At 72.8% G+C, this 22,577-nt stretch carries 22 protein-coding genes and 4 tRNA genes; 9 read left to right on the forward strand and 17 right to left on the reverse strand.

Features of this window, described 5'->3' with window-relative positions:
- Positions 1–92: 92 nt before the first annotated feature.
- The 7 genes from AC1DWH_RS02030 to AC1DWH_RS02060 form a co-directional block, all read right to left on the reverse strand.
- Positions 93–749 (reverse strand): hypothetical protein, encoded by a 657-nt coding sequence (locus AC1DWH_RS02030; protein ID WP_456844987.1) that lies wholly within the window; start codon positions 747–749, stop codon positions 93–95.
- A complete protein-coding gene (locus tag AC1DWH_RS02035) occupies positions 746–1,969 on the reverse strand; it encodes a glycosyltransferase family 4 protein (RefSeq protein ID WP_477092254.1) in 1,224 nt (407 codons plus the stop codon). Before AC1DWH_RS02035 ends, AC1DWH_RS02030 begins: the two co-directional genes overlap by 4 nt.
- Positions 1,966–2,928 carry a phosphatidylinositol mannoside acyltransferase gene (locus AC1DWH_RS02040; protein ID WP_477092255.1) on the reverse strand — a complete coding sequence of 321 codons (963 nt, stop codon included), beginning with the start codon at positions 2,926–2,928 and terminating at the stop codon, positions 1,966–1,968. The genes AC1DWH_RS02035 and AC1DWH_RS02040 overlap by 4 nt, the downstream gene beginning before the upstream one ends.
- Entirely contained in the window at positions 2,925–3,536 is a 612-nt protein-coding gene (gene pgsA, locus AC1DWH_RS02045) for a phosphatidylinositol phosphate synthase (protein WP_477092256.1), read from the reverse strand. Before pgsA ends, AC1DWH_RS02040 begins: the two co-directional genes overlap by 4 nt.
- Before the next feature lie 7 nt (positions 3,537–3,543).
- Positions 3,544–4,095, reverse strand: coding sequence for an HIT family protein (locus AC1DWH_RS02050; RefSeq protein ID WP_456844991.1), 552 nt, complete (start codon positions 4,093–4,095; stop codon positions 3,544–3,546).
- A 3-nt stretch (positions 4,096–4,098) separates the two neighbouring features.
- A complete protein-coding gene (gene thrS / locus AC1DWH_RS02055) occupies positions 4,099–6,111 on the reverse strand; it encodes a threonine--tRNA ligase (RefSeq protein ID WP_477092257.1) in 2,013 nt (670 codons plus the stop codon).
- Between the two features lie 132 nt (positions 6,112–6,243).
- Positions 6,244–6,316 (reverse strand) — tRNA-Val (locus AC1DWH_RS02060).
- 287 nt (positions 6,317–6,603) lie between these two features.
- On the opposite strand from AC1DWH_RS02060, the gene AC1DWH_RS02065 reads away from it, so the two are divergent.
- Entirely contained in the window at positions 6,604–7,032 is a 429-nt protein-coding gene (locus AC1DWH_RS02065) for an SsgA family sporulation/cell division regulator (protein WP_456844993.1), read from the forward strand.
- Between the two features lie 61 nt (positions 7,033–7,093).
- Here AC1DWH_RS02065 and AC1DWH_RS02070 read toward each other — a convergent pair whose 3' ends face one another.
- Both AC1DWH_RS02070 and AC1DWH_RS02075 read right to left on the reverse strand, forming a co-directional pair.
- Positions 7,094–7,957 (reverse strand): aminotransferase class IV, encoded by an 864-nt coding sequence (locus AC1DWH_RS02070; RefSeq protein ID WP_477092258.1) that lies wholly within the window; start codon positions 7,955–7,957, stop codon positions 7,094–7,096.
- 4 nt (positions 7,958–7,961) lie between these two features.
- Complete coding sequence (locus tag AC1DWH_RS02075; protein ID WP_477092259.1) at positions 7,962–9,026, reverse strand: chorismate-binding protein; 1,065 nt, start codon at positions 9,024–9,026, stop codon at positions 7,962–7,964.
- Between the two features lie 146 nt (positions 9,027–9,172).
- On the opposite strand from AC1DWH_RS02075, the gene AC1DWH_RS02080 reads away from it, so the two are divergent.
- The 5 genes from AC1DWH_RS02080 to ligD all read left to right on the forward strand — a co-directional run bounded on the left by AC1DWH_RS02080 (position 9,173) and on the right by ligD (position 10,952).
- A tRNA-Gly gene (locus tag AC1DWH_RS02080) sits at positions 9,173–9,244 on the forward strand.
- A gap of 55 nt (positions 9,245–9,299) precedes the next feature.
- A tRNA-Cys gene (locus AC1DWH_RS02085) sits at positions 9,300–9,370 on the forward strand.
- Between the two features lie 23 nt (positions 9,371–9,393).
- Positions 9,394–9,468: transfer RNA gene (locus AC1DWH_RS02090), tRNA-Val, on the forward strand.
- Positions 9,469–9,629: 161 nt separating this feature from the next.
- Complete coding sequence (locus tag AC1DWH_RS02095; RefSeq protein WP_477092260.1) at positions 9,630–9,842, forward strand: hypothetical protein; 213 nt, start codon at positions 9,630–9,632, stop codon at positions 9,840–9,842.
- A 132-nt stretch (positions 9,843–9,974) separates the two neighbouring features.
- Positions 9,975–10,952, forward strand: a complete 978-nt coding sequence (gene ligD / locus AC1DWH_RS02100; RefSeq protein ID WP_477092261.1) for a non-homologous end-joining DNA ligase — start codon at positions 9,975–9,977, stop codon at positions 10,950–10,952.
- A gap of 38 nt (positions 10,953–10,990) precedes the next feature.
- Here the strand turns inward: ligD and AC1DWH_RS02105 are convergent, their stop codons facing one another.
- Genes AC1DWH_RS02105 through AC1DWH_RS02115 form a run of 3 tightly spaced genes read right to left on the reverse strand, consistent with a single transcriptional unit; the run spans position 10,991 to position 13,979 of the window.
- The gene (locus AC1DWH_RS02105) at positions 10,991–12,706 is read right to left on the reverse strand and encodes a SulP family inorganic anion transporter (RefSeq protein ID WP_477092262.1); all 1,716 of its coding nucleotides are present in this window, start codon (positions 12,704–12,706) and stop codon (positions 10,991–10,993) included.
- A 9-nt stretch (positions 12,707–12,715) separates the two neighbouring features.
- Complete coding sequence (locus AC1DWH_RS02110; RefSeq protein WP_477092263.1) at positions 12,716–13,708, reverse strand: universal stress protein; 993 nt, start codon at positions 13,706–13,708, stop codon at positions 12,716–12,718.
- Positions 13,695–13,979 carry a DUF1918 domain-containing protein gene (locus AC1DWH_RS02115; protein ID WP_477092264.1) on the reverse strand — a complete coding sequence of 95 codons (285 nt, stop codon included), beginning with the start codon at positions 13,977–13,979 and terminating at the stop codon, positions 13,695–13,697. Before AC1DWH_RS02115 ends, AC1DWH_RS02110 begins: the two co-directional genes overlap by 14 nt.
- A gap of 351 nt (positions 13,980–14,330) precedes the next feature.
- On the opposite strand from AC1DWH_RS02115, the gene AC1DWH_RS02120 reads away from it, so the two are divergent.
- The 3 genes from AC1DWH_RS02120 (at position 14,331) to AC1DWH_RS02130 (ending at position 18,175) form a co-directional block, all read left to right on the forward strand.
- Positions 14,331–17,012: a winged helix-turn-helix domain-containing protein gene (locus AC1DWH_RS02120; RefSeq protein WP_477092265.1), complete on the forward strand. Its 2,682-nt coding sequence runs from the start codon at positions 14,331–14,333 to the stop codon at positions 17,010–17,012.
- Positions 17,013–17,136: 124 nt separating this feature from the next.
- Positions 17,137–17,829: a hypothetical protein gene (locus AC1DWH_RS02125; protein ID WP_477092266.1), complete on the forward strand. Its 693-nt coding sequence runs from the start codon at positions 17,137–17,139 to the stop codon at positions 17,827–17,829.
- Between the two features lie 79 nt (positions 17,830–17,908).
- Entirely contained in the window at positions 17,909–18,175 is a 267-nt protein-coding gene (locus AC1DWH_RS02130) for a hypothetical protein (protein WP_477092267.1), read from the forward strand.
- Here AC1DWH_RS02130 and AC1DWH_RS02135 read toward each other — a convergent pair.
- The 5 genes from AC1DWH_RS02135 to AC1DWH_RS02155 are packed head-to-tail and all read right to left on the reverse strand — an operon-like array spanning position 18,168 to position 22,553.
- Positions 18,168–18,911, reverse strand: coding sequence for an SDR family NAD(P)-dependent oxidoreductase (locus AC1DWH_RS02135; protein WP_477092268.1), 744 nt, complete (start codon positions 18,909–18,911; stop codon positions 18,168–18,170). The two genes, AC1DWH_RS02130 and AC1DWH_RS02135, sit on opposite strands and share 8 nt — an antisense overlap.
- 11 nt (positions 18,912–18,922) lie before the next feature.
- Entirely contained in the window at positions 18,923–19,936 is a 1,014-nt protein-coding gene (locus AC1DWH_RS02140) for a zinc-dependent alcohol dehydrogenase (protein ID WP_477092269.1), read from the reverse strand.
- A gap of 2 nt (positions 19,937–19,938) precedes the next feature.
- Positions 19,939–20,799 carry a fumarylacetoacetate hydrolase family protein gene (locus AC1DWH_RS02145; protein WP_477092270.1) on the reverse strand — a complete coding sequence of 287 codons (861 nt, stop codon included), beginning with the start codon at positions 20,797–20,799 and terminating at the stop codon, positions 19,939–19,941.
- Positions 20,800–20,829: 30 nt separating this feature from the next.
- Positions 20,830–21,732: an SMP-30/gluconolactonase/LRE family protein gene (locus AC1DWH_RS02150; protein ID WP_477092271.1), complete on the reverse strand. Its 903-nt coding sequence runs from the start codon at positions 21,730–21,732 to the stop codon at positions 20,830–20,832.
- A complete protein-coding gene (locus AC1DWH_RS02155; RefSeq protein ID WP_477092272.1) occupies positions 21,729–22,553 on the reverse strand; it encodes an IclR family transcriptional regulator in 825 nt (274 codons plus the stop codon). The genes AC1DWH_RS02150 and AC1DWH_RS02155 overlap by 4 nt, the downstream gene beginning before the upstream one ends.
- Positions 22,554–22,577: the final 24 nt, after the last annotated feature.

A 22,577-nucleotide genomic window follows, 5' to 3' on the forward strand; every position in this document is an offset into this window, starting at 1 on the left:
TCGTGGTGCGGTCGGGGTACGGCCGCCACGTGGGAGGTCAGCGGCCTGATCGGGCAATCGTAGTCCGTCCGGGAGGGCGTCCCGGGCCTGTCTCAGCGGGGCGGCAGGGTCTCCACGGGGCCGCTGCGGGCACCCGGTCGACCCAGGTTCTCAGGCCACGCGTCGTCGAGCTCGAGGCTCTGCGGCTCCGGGGCGTGACCCGCCAGCCGCAGCAGCCGCACCAGCGGACCGCGGCGGGCTCGTCGGGTCTGCACGACGGCCTCGTTGTGGAACCGCCGGGCCAGCTGGACCCGGTACCAGGACGAGGCCAGGAGGTCCACCAGCTCGTCGCCGGCGGGGTCCGACCGCAGCGCGGCGACCTCGTCGGCGTCGTCCAACGCCTCCCGCAGGGTGGCCGACAGCTCGCTCTCGATCCGCCCACGGTCGACGGCCAGGAGGGCGGCGCCACCGGGCGGGACGTCGTCGGGACCGACGAGCGCACGCAGGTCCGCGGGCAGCTCGCTGGTCCCGGTGGACAACGCGGCCCACGCGGCCTCGCCGACGAGCACGGAGCTGACCGGGTCGAGCAGGCCGGACGTCGCAAGCTCGGCCGCGACGGTCGCGCGCCGGACCAGCTGCGCGTCGAGCACCGCCCGCGAGGAGTTGACCTTCCGGTGCAGCCGGTCCAGGCGGGACGCCGCGACCCACACCCACCACAGGACGAGCGCGAGGACGATCGTCACGTAGACGGTGATCTCGGACCACCTCATCGGCCGTCACCCCGCCCTCGGCGCAGCTCGAGCAGGCGTGCACCCCGGACCGACGACGGGTCCTCGCCCACGGGCGCGTGCCGGTCGGCGACGACCATCTCGTACACCGCCAGCACCTGGTCCGTGACGGTCGACCAGTCGTACTGGCGGACCACCTCGACGGCGTGCGCGGACACCCTCGCGCGCAGCTCAGGGTCGCGGAGCACCCGCACGAGGGTCTGCGCCAGGTCGGCGCTGTCGCCCGTCCGGAACAGCACGCCGGCGGCGCCGTCGTCGAGCACGCGCGAGAACGCCCCGAGGTCGCTCGCGACGACGGTCGCACCCGCGCTCATCGCCTCGACCAGCACGATCCCGAAGCTCTCGCCGCCGGTCTGCGGCCCGCAGTAGACGTCGACCGACGCCAGCAGGCTGGCCTTCTCGTCGTCGGTGATCCCGCCGAGGAACTCGACGGCCGCCGCCTGCTCGCCCAGCAGCTCGCGGACCTCGTCGGGACCGGTCTCGCCGCGACCGGCGACCAGGAACCGGGCGCCGGGGATCTCGGCCAGCACGCTCGGCACCGCCTCGAGCAGCACCGGCAGCCCCTTGCGCGCCTCGTCGAGGCGGCCGAGGAACGCGATGGTCGGGCGCTCGGGCGTGCCCGTCCACCGGGCGTCCGGCCGGGCCGCGATGAACGAGTCGACGTAGACCCCGTTGGGGATCACGACCGCGTCGCCCCCCATGTGCTCGACCAGCGTGCGGCGGGCGTCCTCCGACACGGCGATCCGGGCGGAGATCTTCTCCAGCGACTGACGCACCAGCGGGTAGGCCATCTGCAGCGGCCGGGACCGGATCAGCGCGGTGTGGAACGTCGCCACGATGGGTCCGTCGGCGATCCACAGGGCGAGCATGCCGAGGCTCGGCGTGACGGGCTCGTGCAGGTGCAGGACGTCGAACTCCCCCGCGGCGAGCCACTTGCGCACGCGGTTGGCGGTGACGGGCCCGAACGTCATGCGGGCGACCGCCCCGTTGTAGCGCACCGGGATCGCCCGGCCGGCCGACGTCATGTACGGCGGGATCGGGGTGTCGTCGTCGGCGGGGACGAGCACGGACACGTCGTGCCCCCGCGCGATGAGCGCCTCGGCGAGGTCCCGGACGTGGAACTGCACCCCGCCGGGCACGTCGTAGGAGTACGGGCAGACGATGCCGACCCGGAGCGCGCGCTCGGCGGCCTGCGAGCTCATCGCACGCTCTCCTCGGCCGCGACGGTCGCCGCGTACCTCGCCGGGTCGAGGTCCTCGACGAACACCTTCTGCAGCATGTGCCAGTCCTGCGGGCGCTGCCGGACGCCGGCGCCGAACTGGTCCACCCAGGCCTGCGTCATGACGCGCACCTGGTCGGCGCGCGGGACGCCCCCCGGGATCTCGATCGCCTTGTTGAACTGGATGACGATGCCCCAGGGCGAGCCGGCGGCTCGCCGCTGCGCGCCGTGCAGCCGCTCGTAGTAGATGACGGTGGTCACCAGCGGGGCACCCGTCGAGATCGCGAGGGCCGCCGGCCCGGCGGCGAACCGGGCGCGGTGGCCGAGGAGGTCCACCTCCAGGCCCTTCGCCGTCAGGTCGCGGTCCGCGAGCAGGGGCAGGAGCCCGGCGCCGGCGCGCGCGGCCCGCACGAGGCCGCGGAACACGTCGCCTGCCCCGGTGAGCGGGAAGATCGTCATGCCGATCCCCTCGCGGAACGCGACGAACTCCTGGAAGAGCTCCTCGGGCTCGAGCCTCTCGGCGACCGTGGTGACCGGCGCGACCGCCCGCGTGGCCCAGGCGCCCGCGAGGTCCCAGTTGCCCGTGTGGCCGAGCGCGAGCACCACGGCCTGGTCGCGGTCGGTGTGCACTCGCAGGTTCTCGACGCCCACGGCGCGGACCCGGGCGTCGACCTGGTCCTGCGACATCGTCGCCAGCGCGAACGCCTCGCCGAAGTACCGCATGTACGAGCGCATCCCGGCGCGGCTCAGCCTGCGCAGGCCCCGGGAGTCCAGCTCGGGCCGGACGCGCGCCAGGTTCTTCTCGAGCTGGCGCACTCCTCCCCCGTGCCGGACCCAGGCGATGTCGGCGGCGGCGGCGCAGAGCGTGCGCAGCACGGGTCCGGGCAACCGTCCTGCCACCCTCCATGCGACGGCGTACGCCCGGGCGACGTCCAGCTTCACTCGGACACCTGCATGGCCTGGCGGTGCACCTTGGTCATCCGCTGCACGATGGTCACGGCCGACGCCAGGGCGAGCAGGGCCAGCACCACCGTGAGCACGACGGTCGGCGCACCGACGCCCACCGCGAACGTGGCGACGAGCACCAGGGCGAGGCGGTCCGCGCGCTCCGCGATCCCCCCGGAGGCGGTCATGCCCAGCCCCTCGGCCCGCGCTCGGGCGTACGGCACGATCGAGCCGAGCACGAGGCACGCGAGGGCGAGCACCGCGGACAGCCGGTCGTCCCCGCCGGCGGTGAACCACAGCACCAGCCCGGCGAAGATCGCGCCGTCGCCGAACCGGTCCAGGGTCGAGTCGAGGAAGGCTCCCCACGGCCCGGACCGCCCGGCCTGCCGAGCCATCACGCCGTCGAGCGAGTCGGTGAGCACGAAGACCGCGATGATCAGCGTGCCCAGCAGCAGGTGACCGGTCGGGAACGCCCAGAGCGCGGTGACGACGACGACGAGCGTGCCGCCCATGGTGACGGCGTCCGGCGAGACGCCCGCGCGCAGGAGGGTCCGCGCGATGGGCGTGAAGAAGCGCGTCATGGCACCGCGCAGTCCGTTCAGCACGTGCCGATCATCCCTTCGACGAGGTCGGCCACGCGGCAGACAGCCGCGCCCGCGTGTCGCCCAGGAGCTCGGGCAGCGCGCGGCTGCGGGCCACGATCGGCAGGAAGTTCGAGTCCCCGCCCCACCGCGGCACCACGTGCTGGTGCAGGTGCGCCGCGATGCCGGCGCCGGCCACGTCGCCCTGGTTCATGCCGAGGTTGAAGCCCTGGGGCGCCGACACCTGGCGCACCACCCGCATGGCCGTGCGCGTCAGCTCGGCGACCTCGGCCACCTCGGGCCCGGTCAGCTCCGTGTAGTCGGCGACGTGCCGGTACGGGCAGACCAGCAGGTGCCCCGAGTTGTACGGGTAGAGGTTGAGCACCACGTACGCGACCTCGCCGCGCGCGACGATCAGACCGTCCTCGTCGGACAGCGTCGGGATGCGGCAGAACGGGCAGCCGTCGCCCGCCTCACGGTCGACCGGCTTGTCCTGCCCCCCGAGGTAGGCCATGCGGTGCGGCGTCCAGAGACGCTCGAATCCGTCCGGCACCCCGGCGAAGTGATCGGCAGGTTCGCTCACTGCTCAGACCTGCACGCGGTCGCGCACCGCCGAGACGATCCGCTCGATCGCCTCCGCGACGGGCACGCCGTTGTCCTGGCGACCGTCGCGGTAGCGGAACGACACGGCACCGGCCTCGGCGTCCTCACCACCGGCGATGAGCACGAACGGGATCTTCTGCGTGCTGGCGTTGCGGATCTTCTTGCCGAACCGGTCGTCGGACCGGTCCACCTCCGCACGGATCCCCTGCGCCCGCAGCTGCGCGACGACGTCGTCGAGGTACCCCTCGAACGGCTCGGCCACCGGCACCGCCAGCACCTGCACGGGCGCGAGCCACGCGGGGAACGCGCCGCCGTAGTGCTCGGTCAGCACGGCGAAGAACCGCTCGACCGAGCCGAACAGGGCACGGTGGATCATCACCGGGCGCTGCCGGCTGCCGTCGGACGCCGTGTACTCGAGCTCGAACCGCTCGGGCAGGTTGAAGTCGAGCTGGATGGTGGACATCTGCCAGGTGCGACCCAGCGCGTCCTTGACCTGCACGGAGATCTTCGGGCCGTAGAACGCGGCGCCGCCCGGGTCGGGGACGAGATCGAGCCCGGACGCCTCGGCGACCTGGCGCAGGGTCTCGGTGGCCTCGTCCCAGACCTCGTCGGAACCCACGAACTTCTCGGGGTTCTTGGTCGAGAGCTCCAGGTAGTAGTCGTCGAGCCCGTAGTCCTTGAGCAGGTCGAGGACGAACTTCAGCGTCGTGGTGAGCTCGTCGGCCATCTGCTCGCGGGTGCAGTAGATGTGCGCGTCGTCCTGGGTGAAGCCGCGGGCGCGGGTCATGCCGTGCACGACGCCCGATTTCTCGTACCGGTAGACGGTCCCGAACTCGAACAACCGCAGCGGCAGCTCCCGGTAGGAGCGACCGCGCGCCGCGAAGATCAGGTTGTGCATCGGGCAGTTCATCGGCTTGAGGTAGTACTGCTGCCCCGCCTTGCGCACGTGCCCCTCGGCGTCGCGCTCCTCGTCGAGGGTCATCGGGGGGTACATGCCCTCCGAGTACCAGTCGAGGTGCCCCGAGATCTCGTACAGCTTGCTCTTGGTGATGTGCGGGGTGTTGACGAACTCGTACCCGCCCTGGACGTGCCGCAGCCGGCTGTAGTGCTCCATCTCCATGCGGATGACGCCGCCCTTGGGGTGGAACACGGCCAGGCCGGAGCCGATCTCGTCCGGGAAGGAGAAGAGGTCGAGCTCGGTCCCGAGCCGCCGGTGGTCGCGGCGCTCGGCCTCGGCGATCCGCTCGAGGTAGGCGCGCAGCTCGTCCTTGGTGGCCCACGCGGTGCCGTAGACGCGCTGCAGCTGCGGGTTCTTCTCGGACCCGCGCCAGTAGGCGGCGGCCGAGCGGGTCAGCTGGAAGCCGTTGCCCAGCAGGCGGGTGCTCGGGATGTGCGGCCCGCGGCAGAGGTCCTGCCAGACGACCTGCTCGCTCTCGCGGCCCGCGCCGCGCACGTTCTGGTAGATGCTCAGCCCGCCGAGGCCGACCTCGACGGACGCGCCGTCGGCCGCGGTCGGGTCGCCCTTGAGGCCGATGAGCTCGAGCTTGTACGGCTCGTCGCGCATCTCCTTGCGGGCCTCGTCCTCGGTGACGTCCCACCGGCGGAAGGTCTGGCCCTCCTTGACGATCCGGCCCATGACCTTCTCGATCGCCTTGAGGTCCTCCGGGGTGAACGGGGTGTCCACGTCGAAGTCGTAGTAGAACCCGTCGGTGATCGGCGGGCCGATGCCCAGCCTCGCGGACGGGTTGACCTCCTGCACCGCCTGCGCCAGCACGTGCGCCGCCGAGTGCCGCAGCACGGCCAGGCCGTCGGGCTCCTCGATGGTCACGGCCTCGACGACCGCGCCGTCGGGCACCGGCAGGTGCAGGTCGCGCAGCTCGCCGTCCACGCGGGCGACGACGACGTCGCGCCGGGAGGAGTACAGGTCCGTACCCGTCGTCCCCGGCTCCACCGTGGTCGCGATCCCGTCGACGGTGAGGGTGATGAGCTCGGGCACCGGTACAGCCTCCTTCGTGGCCGCTCGCCCTGGCGGCGAGCCCCTCGATGCTACCGGCGGGCTCGACGCTCGCCGGACCTCATATACACGTCAGGAGGGGCCGGCCCGCTGGGCCGACCCCTCCTGGTCGAGTGGGCGATACCGGACTCGAACCGATGACCTCCTCGGTGTGAACGAGGCGCTCTACCAACTGAGCCAATCGCCCGTCTTCCGCGGTTTCGCCACTCGCGACACGCCGGGTGCCACGAATGCCTGTCGCCCGCGGGTGACTTCGAGGAGGATGCTACCCGGCCGGGCACGAGTTTCCGAAACGGGCTCCTGCAGGTCATCGCATCGAAGTCAAGGGCAGCGCCGTCACCAGGATGGGTGCTGTCACCTCTCGTCCCCGTTCGGGGGCGCGTCCCTCCGGGTGAACTCCCGGTTCCTACCGGGCCAATCGGGCACCTGGCCTGCCATGATGAGACCTCCAGCCCTTGCGAACAGGAGGACCCGATGACGAGCTCGACTTACGACGTCGTCGAGGTCGTCGCCATGCAGCTCATCGGTTCCGACGCCAGCGTCATCCCGGTGAGCGCCGAGTTCTCCTTCCGGACCACCGATCCCTACACGGTGCGCGCGGTCTTCACCGGCCCGCACACCATGTCGACATGGCTCATCGGCCGCGAGCTCCTCTCCTTGGGGATGCACGCGACAGCCGACGCCCCCGCCGGGACCGGCGACGTGCAGGTGTGGCGTGACGAAGACCCCGACTACACGCTCGTGTCGCTCAGTGGAGTCGAGGGCAGCGCGCTCCTCGCCGCCCCCACCGAGCCCATCGAGAGGTTCCTCGCCGGGACCGAGGCCCTCGTGCCTCTGGGAACCGAGAGCGACCGCATGGAAGGCGAGATCACGGCGCTCATCGCCGCTCTCCTGACCGCCTGACATCCACTTACCGCGACCGGTTCCGCCTGAGGCGGGGCCGGTCGTCGCATGTCCGGACCCGTCAGGGGTCCAGGTCGTCGGCGAGCCTGGCCTGGAACAGGCGCTGCGCCTCCAGCGAGATGGGACCGGCGGCGACGGGTGAGCCGTCGAGGCTGACCACCGGCGAGACGTTGCGGATCGAGCCGCTCATCATCAGGTGCGTCGTGCCGTCCCCGACCCGGTCGAGGACGTCGTAGCGCAGCTCCCCCGGCGCGCCCTCGCGCACGGGCAGGCCGGCCTCGGCCGCCCACTCGAGCAGCAGCTCACGCGTGATGCCGGCCAGGCACCCGCTCGACAGCGGCGGCGTCACCAGCTCACCGTCGAGCTCGACGAACACGTTGGACGCCGTCCCCTCGCACAGGTCCCCGACGGTGTTGGCGAGCACGGCCTCGTCGGCACCCAGCCGGTAGGCCTCGGACACGGCGACGACGTTCTCGGCGTACGACGTGGTCTTCAGCCCGGCCACCGACGAGCGCTCGTTGCGGACCCACGGCACGCGGATCACCCGCGAGACCTCCGACCGCGCGCCTGGTCCCGCGAGCACCAGGACGCTCTGGCGCTGCTCCTCGGGCGCGAACCGGTGGGAGCCCAGCGGGCCGGGACCCCCGGTCAGCGTGATCCGGAGTCGCCCCGTGTCCGGCCCCGCCGCGTCGAGCACCGCGGCGACCCCGGCCCGGACGGCGTCCTCGTCGGGCTCGGCAAGGCCGATGCCCAGGGCCGAGCGCGTCAGCCGGCGCAGGTGACGGGTCAGCGCGAACGCCGTCCCGTCGTAGACCGCGCACGTCTCGAAGACCCCGTCACCGACGGTCAGCCCGTGGTCGATCCCCGACAGGAGCAGGTCCTCGGGACCGTGCAGACGACCGTTCGACCAGATCACGACACCCATCGGGTCAGTCTGTCACCGGGTGCGACGCCAGCCCCACGAGACGCGCGGCCTTGAGCTCGGTCTCCGCCCACTCCGCCTGCGGGTCGCTCCCCCACGTGATCCCGGCGCCGGTGCCGAAGTGCAGCACGTCGTCGGCCCACCAGAAGGTCCGGATGCCGACGGCCAGCTCCGCGCGCACGGACCCGTCGTCGCCGACCTCGATCCACCCGACGGCACCGCAGTAGGGGCCGCGCGGGACCGCCTCGAGCGCCGCGATGATGTCGAGAGCCGACGACTTGGGCGCGCCCGACACCGACCCCGGCGGGTAGGTCGCGTCGAGCAGCCGGGCCCACAGGTCCGGCGCGCGCGCCACGTCGTCGTCGAGACGCCCCTGCACCGTGCTCACCAGGTGAACGAGGCCGGGGTGATGTTCCTCACCCAGCAGCGTCGTGACCTCGACCGTGCCGGGCGCGCAGACCTTCTGCAGGTCGTTGCGGACCAGGTCGGTGATCATCACGTTCTCGGCGCGGTCCTTGTCGGTCAGCCCGTCCGCTGTCGCGGCCGTCCCCTTGATCGGGCCGGACGACACCACGCCGTCCTCGACCCGCAGGAACAGCTCCGGCGACGCTGTGACCACCCACACCTCGCCGGGCACGTGCACTCCGCCCGAGAAGGGCGCGGGATTGCCGGCGTCGAGGACGGCGCCGAGCGCGCGGGCATCGGGCTCTCCCCCGGCCGCGGACAACGACGCGCTCAGCACCCGGCAGAGATTTGCCTGGTAGACGTCACCTTCCTGGATGTGCGCGCGCACCCGGTGCACGGCCGTGACGTACTCGGAACGGTCCAGCGACGACGACCAGGCGTCGGCTCGGGGCCCGGACCACGGCGTCGTCGTCGCCGGGGGGCTCGCCGTCGTGCGCCCGAACCGCCAGGCGCGCACGCGACCCTCGAAGTCCCCGACGACCGCCCACCACCCCGGCTCCGTCAGCCGCTCGGGCCGCGCGCGCACGTCCACGACCTCGACGACGCCGGTCGCCTCGACACCCGCGAACCACGCGACGCCGCGGGAACTCACGATGGGCTCGGGCACCCGCACACGCTACCGATCGGCGCTCGGACACCCGTCGATCCGCACGATCACCCGCCTGCCCGGAGCCAGTTGGACTCTCGCGGAGATCGTCAGTTAGAGTTCGGGACGCACACGGAACACCGGTGAAAACCGGGGGGACGTGCTGTGCGGACGTGGCTCAGTGGTAGAGCATCACCTTGCCAAGGTGAGGGTCGCGGGTTCGAATCCCGTCGTCCGCTCGGAGGCAGACACTCCACATCGGCTGCATGCAGCCGCTGAGGACTGCGGTCTCAGGGTGGAGTGGCCGAGAGGCGAGGCAGCGGCCTGCAAAGCCGTATACGTGGGTTCGAATCCCATCTCCACCTCAAGCAGTACCCGGCTTCACACCGGGCGATTGGCGCAGCGGTAGCGCGCTTCCCTGACACGGAAGAGGTCACTGGTTCGATCCCAGTATCGCCCACCAGCATCACCGCAGGTCAGGCCACCTTTCCGGGTGGCCTTTCTTGTTCCGTAGCCACGAACGTGGCCCCAATCGCTGTCGTCGTGCCGCCGTGCGGTCGGGTCGCCACTCGCAGACGAGCGAAATCCCCCGCAACGATGAGCGCACGATGCGACGATCAGCCCATGGCCGATCCCCAGCGCAACGCCAAGGCGACCGCGCTGCCGCTATGGACCCCGTCGCTCCCGGCACTCTGGGTACTCACCGCAGTTGCGGTAGCCGTCGTCATCGGCGCGATCCTGATGCGGACGGTGGGGGTGTGGCTCACCGCCACGTCGTACGTCATCACGACCACCACCATCTGGATCCGCCGACGCGGTGCGACTCGCGAGTCCTGACAGCTCGACGGCGCGCTGCCACGTGCCAGCCGCCTCGACGACGTGACCGAGCGCGGCGTCGGCAGCGGATCGAGCAGCGCCGCGCCAGGCCGTGTCGACTGACCAGCGGCGCGGGGCACGCTTGAATGAGCCATGGCCCCCGACAGCTCACCCGCCGTCGAGCTCGAGGTCGGGTCGCGCACCGTGCGGCTCTCGAACCCCGAGCGCGTCTACTTCCCCGCCAGCGGCGCGACCAAGCTCGATCTCGCGCAGTACTACCTCGCCGTGGGCGACGGCATCGTGCGCGCGCTGCGGGAGCGCCCGTGCATGCTGCACCGCTACCCCACGGGCGTCGCGGGCGAGAAGGTGCACCAGAAGCGCCTGCCGCGCGGGGCGCCCCCGTGGATGGAGACCGTGGAGCTCTACTTCCCGCGCTACGGCCGCACGGCCGACGAGCTGTGCGTGACCGAGCTGGCCCACGTGATCTGGGCGGTCCAGATGTCGACCGTCGAGTTCCACCCGTGGAACAGCCGCCGGGCCGACACCGAGCGCCCGGACGAGTGGCGCATCGACCTGGACCCGATGCCGGACTGCCCCTTCGACCGCGTGCGGCGGGTGGCACACGTCGCACGAGAGGTCCTGGACGAGCTCGGCGCGGTCGGCTGGCCGAAGACCTCCGGCGGATCAGGGCTCCACGTGTACGTGCGGATCAAGCCCGAGCACGGGTTCGCGGACGTCCGCCGAGCGGCACTGGCGTTCGCGCGCGAGGTGGAGCGCCGAGCGCCCGACGACGTCACCACCACGTGGTGGCGCCGCGACCGTGATCCGTCGCTGGTGTTCGTCGACTACAACCAGAACGCGCGCGACCACACCATCGCCTCGGCCTACTCGGTGCGCGGGACCCCCGACGCCACCGTGTCGACGCCGCTGCGCTGGGACGAGATCGACGACGTCGACCCGCACGACTGCACCCTGCGCACGGTCCCGGCCCGCTTCGCCGAGCTCGGCGACCTGCATGCCGGCATCGACGACGCGGTGTTCGACCTCGCGCCGCTGCTGCAGTGGGCGGAGCGCGACGAGCGGGACGGCGCATCGGTGCCCCCGGACGACGAGACCGTCGAGCCGACCTAGGACCGAGTCCGCCGGCACGTCCGACGACCAAGGCGACGTCAGCCAGCGTCGGGCACGTCGGTGGGTCCTGCCTGCTCGACCCGGTAGGCGCGCACCGCGCTGTGCACGGTGGGATAGAAGTGGTCGGGCCCGAACCGGCTGCCCACCCCGAAGCGCACCAGTCGGTCCTTCACCGGGCCCTTCATCTCCGCGAACACCAGGTCGACGCCGAGCGCCGCGAGGTGGTCGTCCAGCTCGACGAGCTCGTCGAGCGCGGTCGTGTCGAGGCCGGTGATCGGCTCGGCGGCGATGATCACGCGGTGCACGGGGGGCGGGGCATCCGCCACGAGCCCGCGCACCCAGGTGTCGAACACGTCGCCGTTGGCGAAGAACAGGGGCGCGTCGAACCGCGCGATCACGAGTCCCGGGATGCGCTCGCCCTCGGGGTGGCGGCTCAGGTCGTGGAACCCCGGCACGCCCTCGACGCTCACCAGCTCGGCGCGGTACGGCTCCCACGCCCGGCGGACGAACACCGCGAGGGACAGGGCGACGGCGACGAGGATGCCCTGCAGCACGCCGACGAACGCCACGCCGAGGAACGCGGCGACCAGCAGCGCCGCGTCGCTCCGGCTCATCCGCACCAGGCGGACGAACGTGCGGACGTCGACGAACGAGGACGCGGCCGAGATGACGACCGCGGCCAGCGTGGCCGACGGCAGATACGCGGACAGGCCGGGCGCGACCAGCATGAACACGACGATCAGCAGCGCGGCGACGACACCGGTCAGCTGCGTGCGGGCGCCCGCCTGGACCGCGACGGGCGTGCGTGACGCGCTGCCCGAGACGGGGAAGCCGCCGAGCAGCCCGGTCGCGAGGTTCGACGCCCCGAGCGCACCCATCTCCTGGCTGCCGTCGACCGTCTCCCCCCGGCTGCCGCCGAGCGCACGCGACAGCACGGTCGTGTCGGCGAACGTGATGAGCGCGATGCCGGCCGCGGGACCGATCAGCGCCAGAGCGTCTCCGGGTTCGAGGCCGGCCAGGGCCGGAGAGGGCAGACCGGACGGCAGGGCACCGACGACGGGGATCTGGTCGGCGAGCCCGAGCACAGCGGTCAGGACGGTCGCCCCGACGACCGCCAGCACGATGCCCTGGGCGGTGGCGCCGAGGAGGCGCGCACCGACGATGACCGCGAGGGACCCGACCCCGATCGCCGCCGCCGCGCCGTTGACCTGGCCGTCGGCGACCGCCGTGAACGTCTGACCGAGGTGCTCCCACACCGAGCCGGGGGGCACCGAGATGCCGAGCAGCTTGGGCAGCTGGCCGGCGATGACCACCAGCGCGATCCCGTTCATGTACCCGACACGGATCGGCATCGAGAGCAGCCCGGTGAGGAACCCGAGCCGCAGCACGCGGCCGCCGATGAGCATGAGGCCCATCAGGACCGCCAGCATGCCGGCCAGGGCGACGGTCCGGTCGGTGTCGCCGAGCGCGAGCGGCAGCACCGCCGCGCCGATCATCGGCGCCAGCGACGAGTCCGGCCCGAGCACGAGCACCCGCGACGGCCCGACGAGCGCGTAGACGAGCAGCGGGACGATGGTCGCGTACAGGCCCGTGACCGGCGGCAGCCCGGCGGCGGCGGCGTACGCCATGCCCGCGGGGATGGCGACCGCGACGAGCGCGGTCCCTGCGATCAGGTCGGACCGGAGCCATGCCCGCTCGTAGCGCCGGGCGACACCGACGCCAGGGAGCAGCCCTGCGACCCGCCCGCGGTCCATCACTCGAGCCTAGGACCCGGCCCCCGACGGCCGGCCGGGCCGGACGTCCCCGACACCACTGCCGGCGCGGTCGTGGGCCGCCGCTGCGTCGGGGTCGGACGGCCCACGGACGTGGGCACCTGCCGGCCGGTCGAGGCGCAGTCGCAGTCCTTCTGCGCGGTGCGGGACGACGGCCACCGGGCAGGACGAGTGGTGCAGCGTCGCCTGGCTCACGGAACCGAGGAGCAGACCGGCGAAGCCGCCGCGGCCACGAGACCCCACGACGACGAGTCGAGCACGCGAGCTCTCGTCGATCAGCACCCTGCGGGCGTCGCCGTGCAGCACGACCTTCTCGACGGGCACCGTCGCGTAGGCACGTCGTCGGGCGTCGAGGTGTCGGAAGACGTTCTGCACGTCGACCCCGTCGTCACCTGGTCCACCGCTGTGCTCCGGAGCCGCGTGGACCGCCCGGAGCGTCGCCCCGTGGGCAGCGGCGCAGACGAGCGCGAGGTCGATGGCCGTCGTGCAGGCGTCGCTGCCGTCGACCCCCACCACGACAGGCCCCGACGGCTCGGGGCGCCCGCGCACGACGAGGACGGGGCACCTGCCGTAGGTGACGAGCTCGACGGCGACGGAGCCGAGCACCAGGCCCGAGAACCCGCCGAGCCCGCGGTCACCGACCACGAGCAGGGCGGCGTCGATGCTCGCACGCAGGAGCACCGGTTCGGGTGCCCCGCTGACGACGTGTCCGTCGACCGTGACGTCGGGTGCCACGCTGCGGGCGCGGTCGACGCCCTGCTCCACGATGCGCTCCGCATCCCGTCGGAGCCCGCCCACGGGGACCGTGTCGGGCGCGGGGACGACGGGAGCCCGCAGCCCGGGCCAGACGAACGCGTGGACCACGTCGAGCCGACGGCCCAGCTGCCGCGCGATGGAGGCAGCGGTCTCGACCGCGCGGAGGGCCGCATCCGAGCCGTCGACCCCCACCACCACGGCCTCGACGGCCGCCTCAGACGCGCGCATGACTCGTCCCGGCGTCGGGCGACGGGACGGTCGGGACGGGTTCGACGCGCCCGTCCGCCTCCGGCCTCCGCTTCCGCAACCGATCGACCGGGGCGCCGATGACGGCATCCGGACCAGGGAAGAACAGGCCCGTGCGCCCCGAGTCCGACCACCTCACGAGGTACGGCGGTGCGCCCTCGCGACCGCGCACCTCCAGGACCTCGGCGTCCCGGACGGGTTCGCCGAGGTGGCCACCTGTCACGACGAGCCGGTCACCGACGCTGGCCTTCATGTCGTCCTCCGCCCCGTCGCTCGTCCCACCCGTGCCTGGCCTCGAGCCGACGGTGTCACCGGGGGTGGGCCACCGCTCCAGGCTCCGCGGCCGGACGACGACCCCACCAGGGCCGGAGGTCCCGCGGCTCCTCCCGCCCGCGCCGGACCCCACGGCACGGGACCAAAGGCTCTACGGACGCTCCCGGCGCCCTTGGGACCGTGCACCTGAGGGCGGCGCGGGAGCTCGAGGGTGAACGTGCGTGGACACGTGCCGCGGCCCGCAGCACGATCACGAGCGCTCGCACGCCCGGTACCGTGGGTGGAGAGACGCACCTCGGCCGCGGTGGTGCTCCAGGGGAACGGGGATGGCGTGGCGAGCCCCCTGATCGCGACGAAGCTGCACGTCCCGAAGCCGCGACGTGGTCTGGTCGCACGACCGCGGCTCCTGGAGAAGATGCGGCTCGGCGCCGACTCGCGAGTGGTCCTGGTCTCCGCGCCGGCGGGGTTCGGCAAGTCGACGCTCCTCGCCGAGTGGCTCGCTGGCGCCCCCGGCGACGGGCGCTCGGTCGCCTGGCTCTCGCTCGATGCCGCGGACAACGACGCGGCAACGTTCTGGCGGTACGTCGCCGCGGCGCTCCACGGGGCGATCGGCGGGCCGGTCCCGGCTGCGGTGGAGCAGTCGACGGACCTGATGCTCACGACGCTCGTCAACGAGCTCGATGCAGCACCCGGCGACGTGTGGCTGGTCCTGGACGACTACCACCTCGTGGACGACCCGGAGGTGGGCCGGGGCATGACCGTGCTGCTCACGCACCTCCCGCCGCACGTCCACGTGGTGCTGAGCACCCGTGCCGACCCCGACCTCCCGCTCGCTCGGTGGCGGGTGCGCGGGGAGCTGGTCGAGATCCGGGCCGCCGACCTCCGGTTCACGGTCGACGAGGCGGCCGAGTACCTCACCGGGGTCACCGGACTGCAGCTCGCCGCCGGGGACGTCGAGGCGCTGGAGGAACGCACCGAGGGGTGGATCGCCGCGCTGCAGCTGGCCGCGTTGTCGCTCCAGGGTCGCGACGACGTCGGCGGGTTCATCGCCAGGTTCACCGGGACCGACCGGTACCTCGTCGACTACCTCGTGGAGGAGGTGCTCGCGCAGCAACCCGAGGCGGTGCGCGAGTTCCTGCTGCGCTCGGCGGTCCTCGACCGGCTCACCGGGCCGCTCTGCGACGCCGTCGTCGGGGGTGACGACGGACGCGACCTGCTCACGACGCTCGAACGGGCCAACCTGTTCCTCGTCCCCCTGGACGACCAGCGCGAGTGGTTCCGCTACCACCACCTCTTCGCCGACGTCCTCCGTGCGCACCTGCACGCCGAGCGGCCGGACCTGGTCCCTCTCCTGCACCAGAGGGCCAGTCGCTGGTACGAGGATCACGGCTTCGCCGACGACGCGGTCCGGCACGCCCTGGCTGCGGGCGACGTCGACCGGGCCGCCTTCCTCATGGAGCTCGCCGTGCCGGCCATCCGTCGCGACCGGCGCGAGGCGACGCTGCTCACCTGGCTGGAGGAGCTGCCCGATGACGTCGTGCGGAGCAGCCCGGTCCTCAACGTCTTCTTCGGCTACATGCTCATGGCGTCGGGCGACCTCGACGCGTTCGAGCCGCGACTGGACGACGCGGAGCGCCTGCTGGCCGCCGCCCCGGCCGGGTCGGATCCGCGGTGGGCGCAGACCGAGGAGCTCCGCACGTTGCCGGCGACGATCGCCATCTACCGCGCGTCCCTCGCGCAGGCGCGCGGCGACCTGGCGGGTACGGCGGAGCACGCCCGGCGCGCTCTGGTGCTGGCCGGTCCCGACGACCACCTCGCGCGAGGCGGCGCCGCCGGGTTCCTGGCCCTCGTCGCCTGGGCGCAGGGCGACGTCTCGAGCGCGCTGGAGACGTTCACGCAGGCGGTGGCCAGCCTGCACGCGAGCGACAACCTGGTCGACGAGCTGACCAGCACCGTCGTGCTGGCGGACATGTGGCTCGCGGCGGGCAGGCCCAGCGCGGCTCGCCGGCTCTACGTGCGCGCGCGGCAGGTCGGCGAGGCGAGCGGCGGGCGGGCGCTGCGGGCGATGCCCGACCTGCACGTCGGCCTCAGCGAGCTGGACTACGAGAGCGGTGACCTCGCGGCCGCACGAGAGCACCTCGAGAGCGCGAAGGCTCTCGGCGAGGCAGCGGCGATGACCGAGCGCCGGTACCGGTGGTTCGTGGCGATGTCGCGGATCAGCGGCGCCGAGGGCGACCGGGAGGCGGAGATCAGCCTCCTCGACACGGCAGAGCGGCTCTACCTGCCCGGGTTCTTCCCGGACCTACGACCCGTCGCGGCGATCAGGGCCCGCGCCTGGATCGCTCAGGGGCGACTGTCGGAGGCCGCCGACTGGGCATCCGAACGGGGCGTGGCTGCCACGGACGACGCCGCGTACCTGCGCGAGTTCGACCACCTGACCCTCGTGCGGCTGCTCGTCGCGAGGCACCCGGAGCACCCGGACGCCGACGCGCTCGGCGAGGCGCTCGGTCTGCTGGCCCGGCTGCACGAGGCGGCCGCCGCCTCGGGACGGGCCGGGAGCCTCGTCGAGATCCGGATGCTGTCCGCGCTCGCGCACGAGGCGCTGGGTGATCGGGCGCGGGCGCTGGAGGCCCTCGGGCAGTCCTGGGCGGGGGCCCCCGAGCCCACGGCCTACGTCCGACTCTTCCTGGACGAGGGCGAGCCGATGCGTCGGCTGCTGCACGCGGCCGAGCTCCAGGACTCCGCCGGCGAGCACCCGCGTCGCCTGCTCGGCCTCGGCACCGCGTCGGACGACAGGACGTCGCTCGGCCCGTCGTCCGCGGAGCAGCTGAGCGAGCGGGAGCTCCAGGTGCTGAGGCTGCTCGACAGCGAGCTGACCGGTCCGCAGATCGCCCGCGAGCTGTTCGTCACGGTCAACACCCTGCGCAGCCACACCAAGCGCATCTTCACCAAGCTCGGGGTCACCACCCGTCGGGCGGCGGTCCGCCGCGCGCGGGAACGCGGCCTGACGTAGCCGGTCGGGCGGTCGGTCTCACATCGTCGTTCACATGATGTGGTGATGCCCGGCCACCACGTCCGTCCCTAGCGTTCGAGTCACCCCGCGGCGCACCGCCCCGGACCTCGAACAGGAGCCGGACATGACCATCACCACGACCACCCTCACCCGCGCCGCCGGTGCTGCCGCCGTCGTCGGGGGCCTGCTGTACATCGGCGTGCAGATCAACCACCCGCACCTGGACCTCGACTTCATCTCCACGACCGAGTGGAAGCTGCGCCAGTCCATGAAGATCGCGTTCGCCACCTTGTCGCTCGCCGGCATCACCGGCATGTACCTGCGCCAGGTGAAGCGCACCGGGCTGCTCGGCCTGATCGGGTACGTCGTGCTCGCCCTCGGCTTCGTCTTCATGGTGAGCATCGAGGTCACGGGTGCGGTCGTCCTGCCCGCCATCGCTCACACCTCACCGGGCTACGTCTCCGACATCCTCGCCGTGGCGGTTCCCGGCGGGCATGCCGCCGGCGACATCGGCCTGATGGGGCTCCTCATCAACCTCGACGGCGTGCTCTACCTGGCCGGCGGCCTCCTGTTCGGCATCGCCCTGTTCCGCGCCCAGGTCCTCGCCCGGTGGGCCGCCGCGCTCCTCGCCCTCGGCGCCGTCGCCACCCTCGCCATCCCCCTGCTCCCCCAGATCAACTTCCGGCTGTTCGCCATCCCCACCGGGGTCTCGCTGGTCGGCCTGGGCTACTCCCTGTGGCGCGACCAGCGCACCGCGGCTGCTGTCCCCCTGCCGGCCGCGATGAGCCCGCGGCTCGACACGGCCGGCGCCAAGTGACCGATCACGCGGCATGCCGCCCCACCCGGTCGACATCGTCAACGGGGTGGGGCTCTGCCCTGCCGACAGCCGTGGTCGCGTGACTCGCCGATTCGGTCCCGATGCCGCGGCCGTGTACGCGCTGCGGGTAGCCGGACACCTCGACGACCGCTGGTCGCAGCGGTTCGAGGGCCTCACCCTGACCCGCGAGCCGGACGGCACGACGAGCCTCATCGGCACCGTGGCCGACCAGGCGGCACTGCACGGGCTGCTGGCCGGGGTCCGCGACCTTGGTCTCACCCTGATCTCGGTGGCGATCGTCGAGCTCCCCGGAGCCACCGGCCCGAGGCCCACTCCGGTCAGGTGAGGCGGAGGCCCGCCATGCCGCCGTCGACCGCGAGGATCGTCCCCGTCGTCGACGACGAGAGCGGCGACGCCAGGTAGACGCAGGCGTGCGCCACCTCGGCCGCGGACACCAGGCGCCCCATGGGCTGACGCGCCCGGAGCGCGGCCGCCGCGGCCTCGGCGTCGGGGGCGGCCGCGAGGAGTCGCCCGACCCATGGGGTGTCCGCGGTGCCCGGCGTGACGGCGTTGACGCGGATCCCCTCGCGCACGTGGTCGGTGGCCATCGCGAGGGTCACCGCCGCCACCGCACCCTTGCTCGCAGCGTAGAGGGCCCGGTTGGGCACGCCGACGCTGGCGACGACGCTGCACACGTTCACGATCGCCGCGTGCTCCGACGTGCGCAGGTGCGGGAGGGCCGCACGGCTCACCCGGGCGAGGCCGACGACGTTGACGTCCAGGACCCGGTGCCACTCCTCGTCGGAGTTGGCCGCGATGTCGCCGACGGCGCCGATCCCGGCGTTGTTGACCACGATGTCGAGGGCGCCGAAGTGCTCGACGACCTGGGCGACGGCGGCGTCGCACTGCGCGGCGTCGGTGATGTCGCAGACGACACCCAGCACGGAGCCGGGGACGCCGTCGAGCGACCGGTCCAGGACCGCCACCCGCGCACCACGCTCGACCAACAGTGCTGCCGTCGCCGCGCCGATGCCGCTGGCGCCGCCGGTGACGATCGCCACCAACCCGTGGAACTCGCTCATGTCTCTCCCTGTCAGATGCGTGGGTCGACGTGGATCTTCGGGCCGTCACCGGCGCCTGCGGGGCGTTCTCCCGCGAGCACCGCCCCCACCTGCTCCAGGCCGACGGTCGCGGCGACGAGAGGTCGCGGGTCCGCGGCGCCGCCGGCGTAGGCCTCGATGGTTCCGGCGAGGCCCGGGGAGGCGCTGAGGACGCCGACGGCGGTCACGTCCGCCAGCGCCAGGACGCGGGTGTCGATGAGGCTCGGGCTCCCGGCCAGCCCGACGTAGACCACGCGGCCGGCGGGCTCGACGAGCTCGAGCGCCCGCGCCGGCAGCGCCGCCGCGTTCGAGCAGTCGATCACGGCGTCCCACGGCAGCTCGGGCAGCGCGTCCTGCGTCCAGACGTCGTCGAAGCCGAGCGTCCGCGCGAACTGCATCGACCGCGCCGAGCGCCCCAACAGGTGGACCTCGGCGCCGGCGGACCTGGCGAACATGGCGACGAGCAGGCCGATCGTCCCCGCGCCCAGCACGAGGACCCGGTCGCCGTCGGACAGGTCCGCGCCCCACACCGAGCGGAGCGCGTTGCCTCCCGGCTCGACCAGCGCGCCGAGGGTGTCGTCGACCGAGCCGGGCAGCGCGTGCAGCGACGTGGCCGGCACGGCGAGCTGCTCGGCGAGCGCGCCGGCGAAGCCACCCCGGATGCCGACCTCGAAGCGGGCCGCGCAGACGTGCTGGTGCCCGGCGCGGCACCGGCGGCACGTGCCGCAGCCGAGCATCGTGTCGCCGGTGACCCGTCGGCCCAGCCAGCTCCGGTCGACGCCGTCGCCCACGGCCGAGACGGTGCCCATCCACTCGTGCCCGATCCGCAGCGGGAAGGCCGCGTGGCCCTCGTGCAGGTACTGCATCTCGCCGGTGAAGAACTCGACGTCGGTGCCGCACACGCCCACCCGTTGCACGTCGACGACGGCTCCCCCGGGCCCGGCGACGGGCGGCGGGACGTCCTGGACCTCGGACTCGCGCGGTCCGGTCAGCACGAAGGCGCGCACGGTCAGCGGGGTCCGACGACGGTCTGGCGCTGGACGCCGAGCCCGTCGATGCCGAGCTCCATGACGTCGCCGGCCTGGAGCCAGATCGGCGGCTGGAAGCCCATCCCCACCCCCGGAGGAGTGCCGGTGTTGATGAGGTCGCCGGGCTCGAGGACCAGGAACTGGCTGAGGTAGTGGACGATGAAGAACGGGTCGAAGACCATCGTCGACGTCGAGCCGGTCTGCCGCCGGACGCCACTGACGTCGAGCCACATGCCGAGGTCGAGGACGTCCGGGATCTCGTCCGGCGTGACCAGCCAGGGTCCCGCGGGGTTGAAGGTCTCCGCCGACTTGCCCTTCGACCACTGGCCGTTGCGCTCGATCTGGAACGCGCGCTCGCTCACGTCGTTGACCACGACGTACCCGGCGATGGCGTCGCGGGCCTCCTCGACGGAGTCCAGGTAGCTGGTGCGCCTCCCGATGACGATCCCGAGCTCCACCTCCCAGTCGGGCTTGGTGGAGCCGCGAGGGATGCGGACGTCGTCGTACGGACCGATCAGCGTGTTCGGGGACTTGGTGAACAGGATCGGCTCGGCGGGCACGGCCTGCCCGGTCTCGGCGGCGTGGTCGCTGTAGTTGAGGCCGATGCAGAGGATCTGGTGCGGCCTGGCGATCGGCGCGCCGACGCGCTCTCCCGCGAACGCGCTCACCTGACCGGCCGCGACGCGCTCGGCGACGACCGCGGGCAGCTGGGCCAGGTGTCCGCTGCCGAAGTAGCGCTCGTCGAAGTCGTCCACGACGTCCGCGAGGTCGACGTACGTGGCGTCGTCGAGCCGGGCGATCGGCTTCTCGGCGCCGGGGGCGCCGATGCGCATGAGCTGCACGTCTTCTCCAGTGGTGGTGCGGGTGGGAGGTCAGTCGTCGCTTCGGGTCGTCCACGACGCCGACCACGGGTGGGTCGGCGTGCCGGAGACTCCGACGTCGGCGAGGAAGAGCTTCCCGGCGTCGGGGTACTGCAGCAGGGCGTCGGCGTCGAGGTCGCGGGACGCCGTGGTGACCAGCAGCCGGTCGAGCAGCCTGCCGACGAAGGCGACGCTCGAGACGTGCGGTGCGGGCACGCGCACGACGTCGGCCGGCTCGCCCGTCGGCGTGAAGGACCTGACCTCGCCGCCCTCCCAGACGGCCACCCAGAGGTAGCCCCGGGCATCCACGCAGATCCCGTCCGGGTAGCCGTCGGAGATGCGCAGGTGCTCGCGGCGCGGGCCGACCGTGCCGCCGGCCGAGTCGTAGTCCCGTGCCCAGATCACGCCCGCGAACGTGTCGGTGCTGTAGAACACCGAGCCGTCCGGGGACCACGCCAGGCCGTTCGACAGCGTGAGGTCGTCGTCGATCGTGGTGAGCGACCCGTCGTCCTCCACGCGGACCAGACGCTCCGCGCTCGATCCCTCGTCGTCGGCGAACGTGCCGATCACGAGGCGTCCGGCGGCGTCGCAGGCGCCGTCGTTCGCGCGGCTCGCGACGTCGGCGGCGACCAGGCGGGGCCCGCGTGAACGACCGCCGTCCGCCGAGACGACGACGAGCACCTTCTCCTGCGCGACCAGCAGGCTGCCGTCGACGCCGGGGACGGCCACGCCGACCCGGCCGTCGAGGTCGATCCTGCTGTCGATCTCGATCGTGTCGCCCTCGAGGTGTCCGCGGAACACGGAGCCACGCTCGACGTCGATCCAGATCACCTGGCCGGCGGCGGCATCCCAGACCGGGCCCTCGGCGAGGACGTGGCGCTCCGTGGTCGCGACGACCGCCTCGACGGTGCTCACACCTCCGCCTCGTCGACGCGACCGTCGACGATCGTCCGGATGGCCGGCAGGTCGTCCACGAGCGTCCTCAGGGGCGTGCGGTAGGCGAGCGCGCTGATGCTGACCGCTCCGGAGACCTGCGACGGCGAGGCGAGGTAGACCGGGAGGGCCAGGCAGTTGACGCCCTGCTCGTTCTCCTCGTCGTCGACGCTGTAGCCGCGCGCCCGGATCCCCTCGAGCTGCACGTGCAGCTGCTCGGGGGTCCCGGCGGTGCGAGCGGTCCGTTGCTCGAGCGTCCGGTCGCCCACCCATGCGACCACGGAGTCGAGGTCGGGGAGCCTCAGCGCCAGGAGCAGCTTGCCGACCGCGGTGGCGTGGGCCGGGTTCCGTCCGCCGATCGTCGACGTCAGACGCATCGCGCCGACGCGGGGGTCGACCTTGGCCCGGTACACGATGCTCGCGCCGTCCAGCACCGCGTAGTGCGACGTCTCGCCGTAGCGGTCGGTGAGCCTGTCGAGGATGGGCTGCACGCGGAGATGATCCGGGCGAGCCTCGTGGTGGGCGAACGCGAGGCGCAGGAACTCGTCGCCGAGCAGGTAGCGTCCGCGGCCGTCCTTGCCGGCGAGGCCCGCCCGGCACAGCGAGGCGAGCGCCCGGTGCACGGTGGGCTTGGGGCTGGCCACGGCTCGTGCCATCTCGTCCAGACTGGCTCCGTCGGGGAAGCCCGCCAGCTCGACGAGCACGGCGAGCACCCGGTCGGAGCCGACGAGTCGGGCGTCGGAGACCTGTTCCGTGGCCGAGAGCGCGGGTGTAGCGTGCATCGTGTTCCACATGCTAGACATCGATTCCACGTAACGGAAGACGAG

This window comes from Cellulomonas sp. P2_F12 (assembly GCF_056403775.1).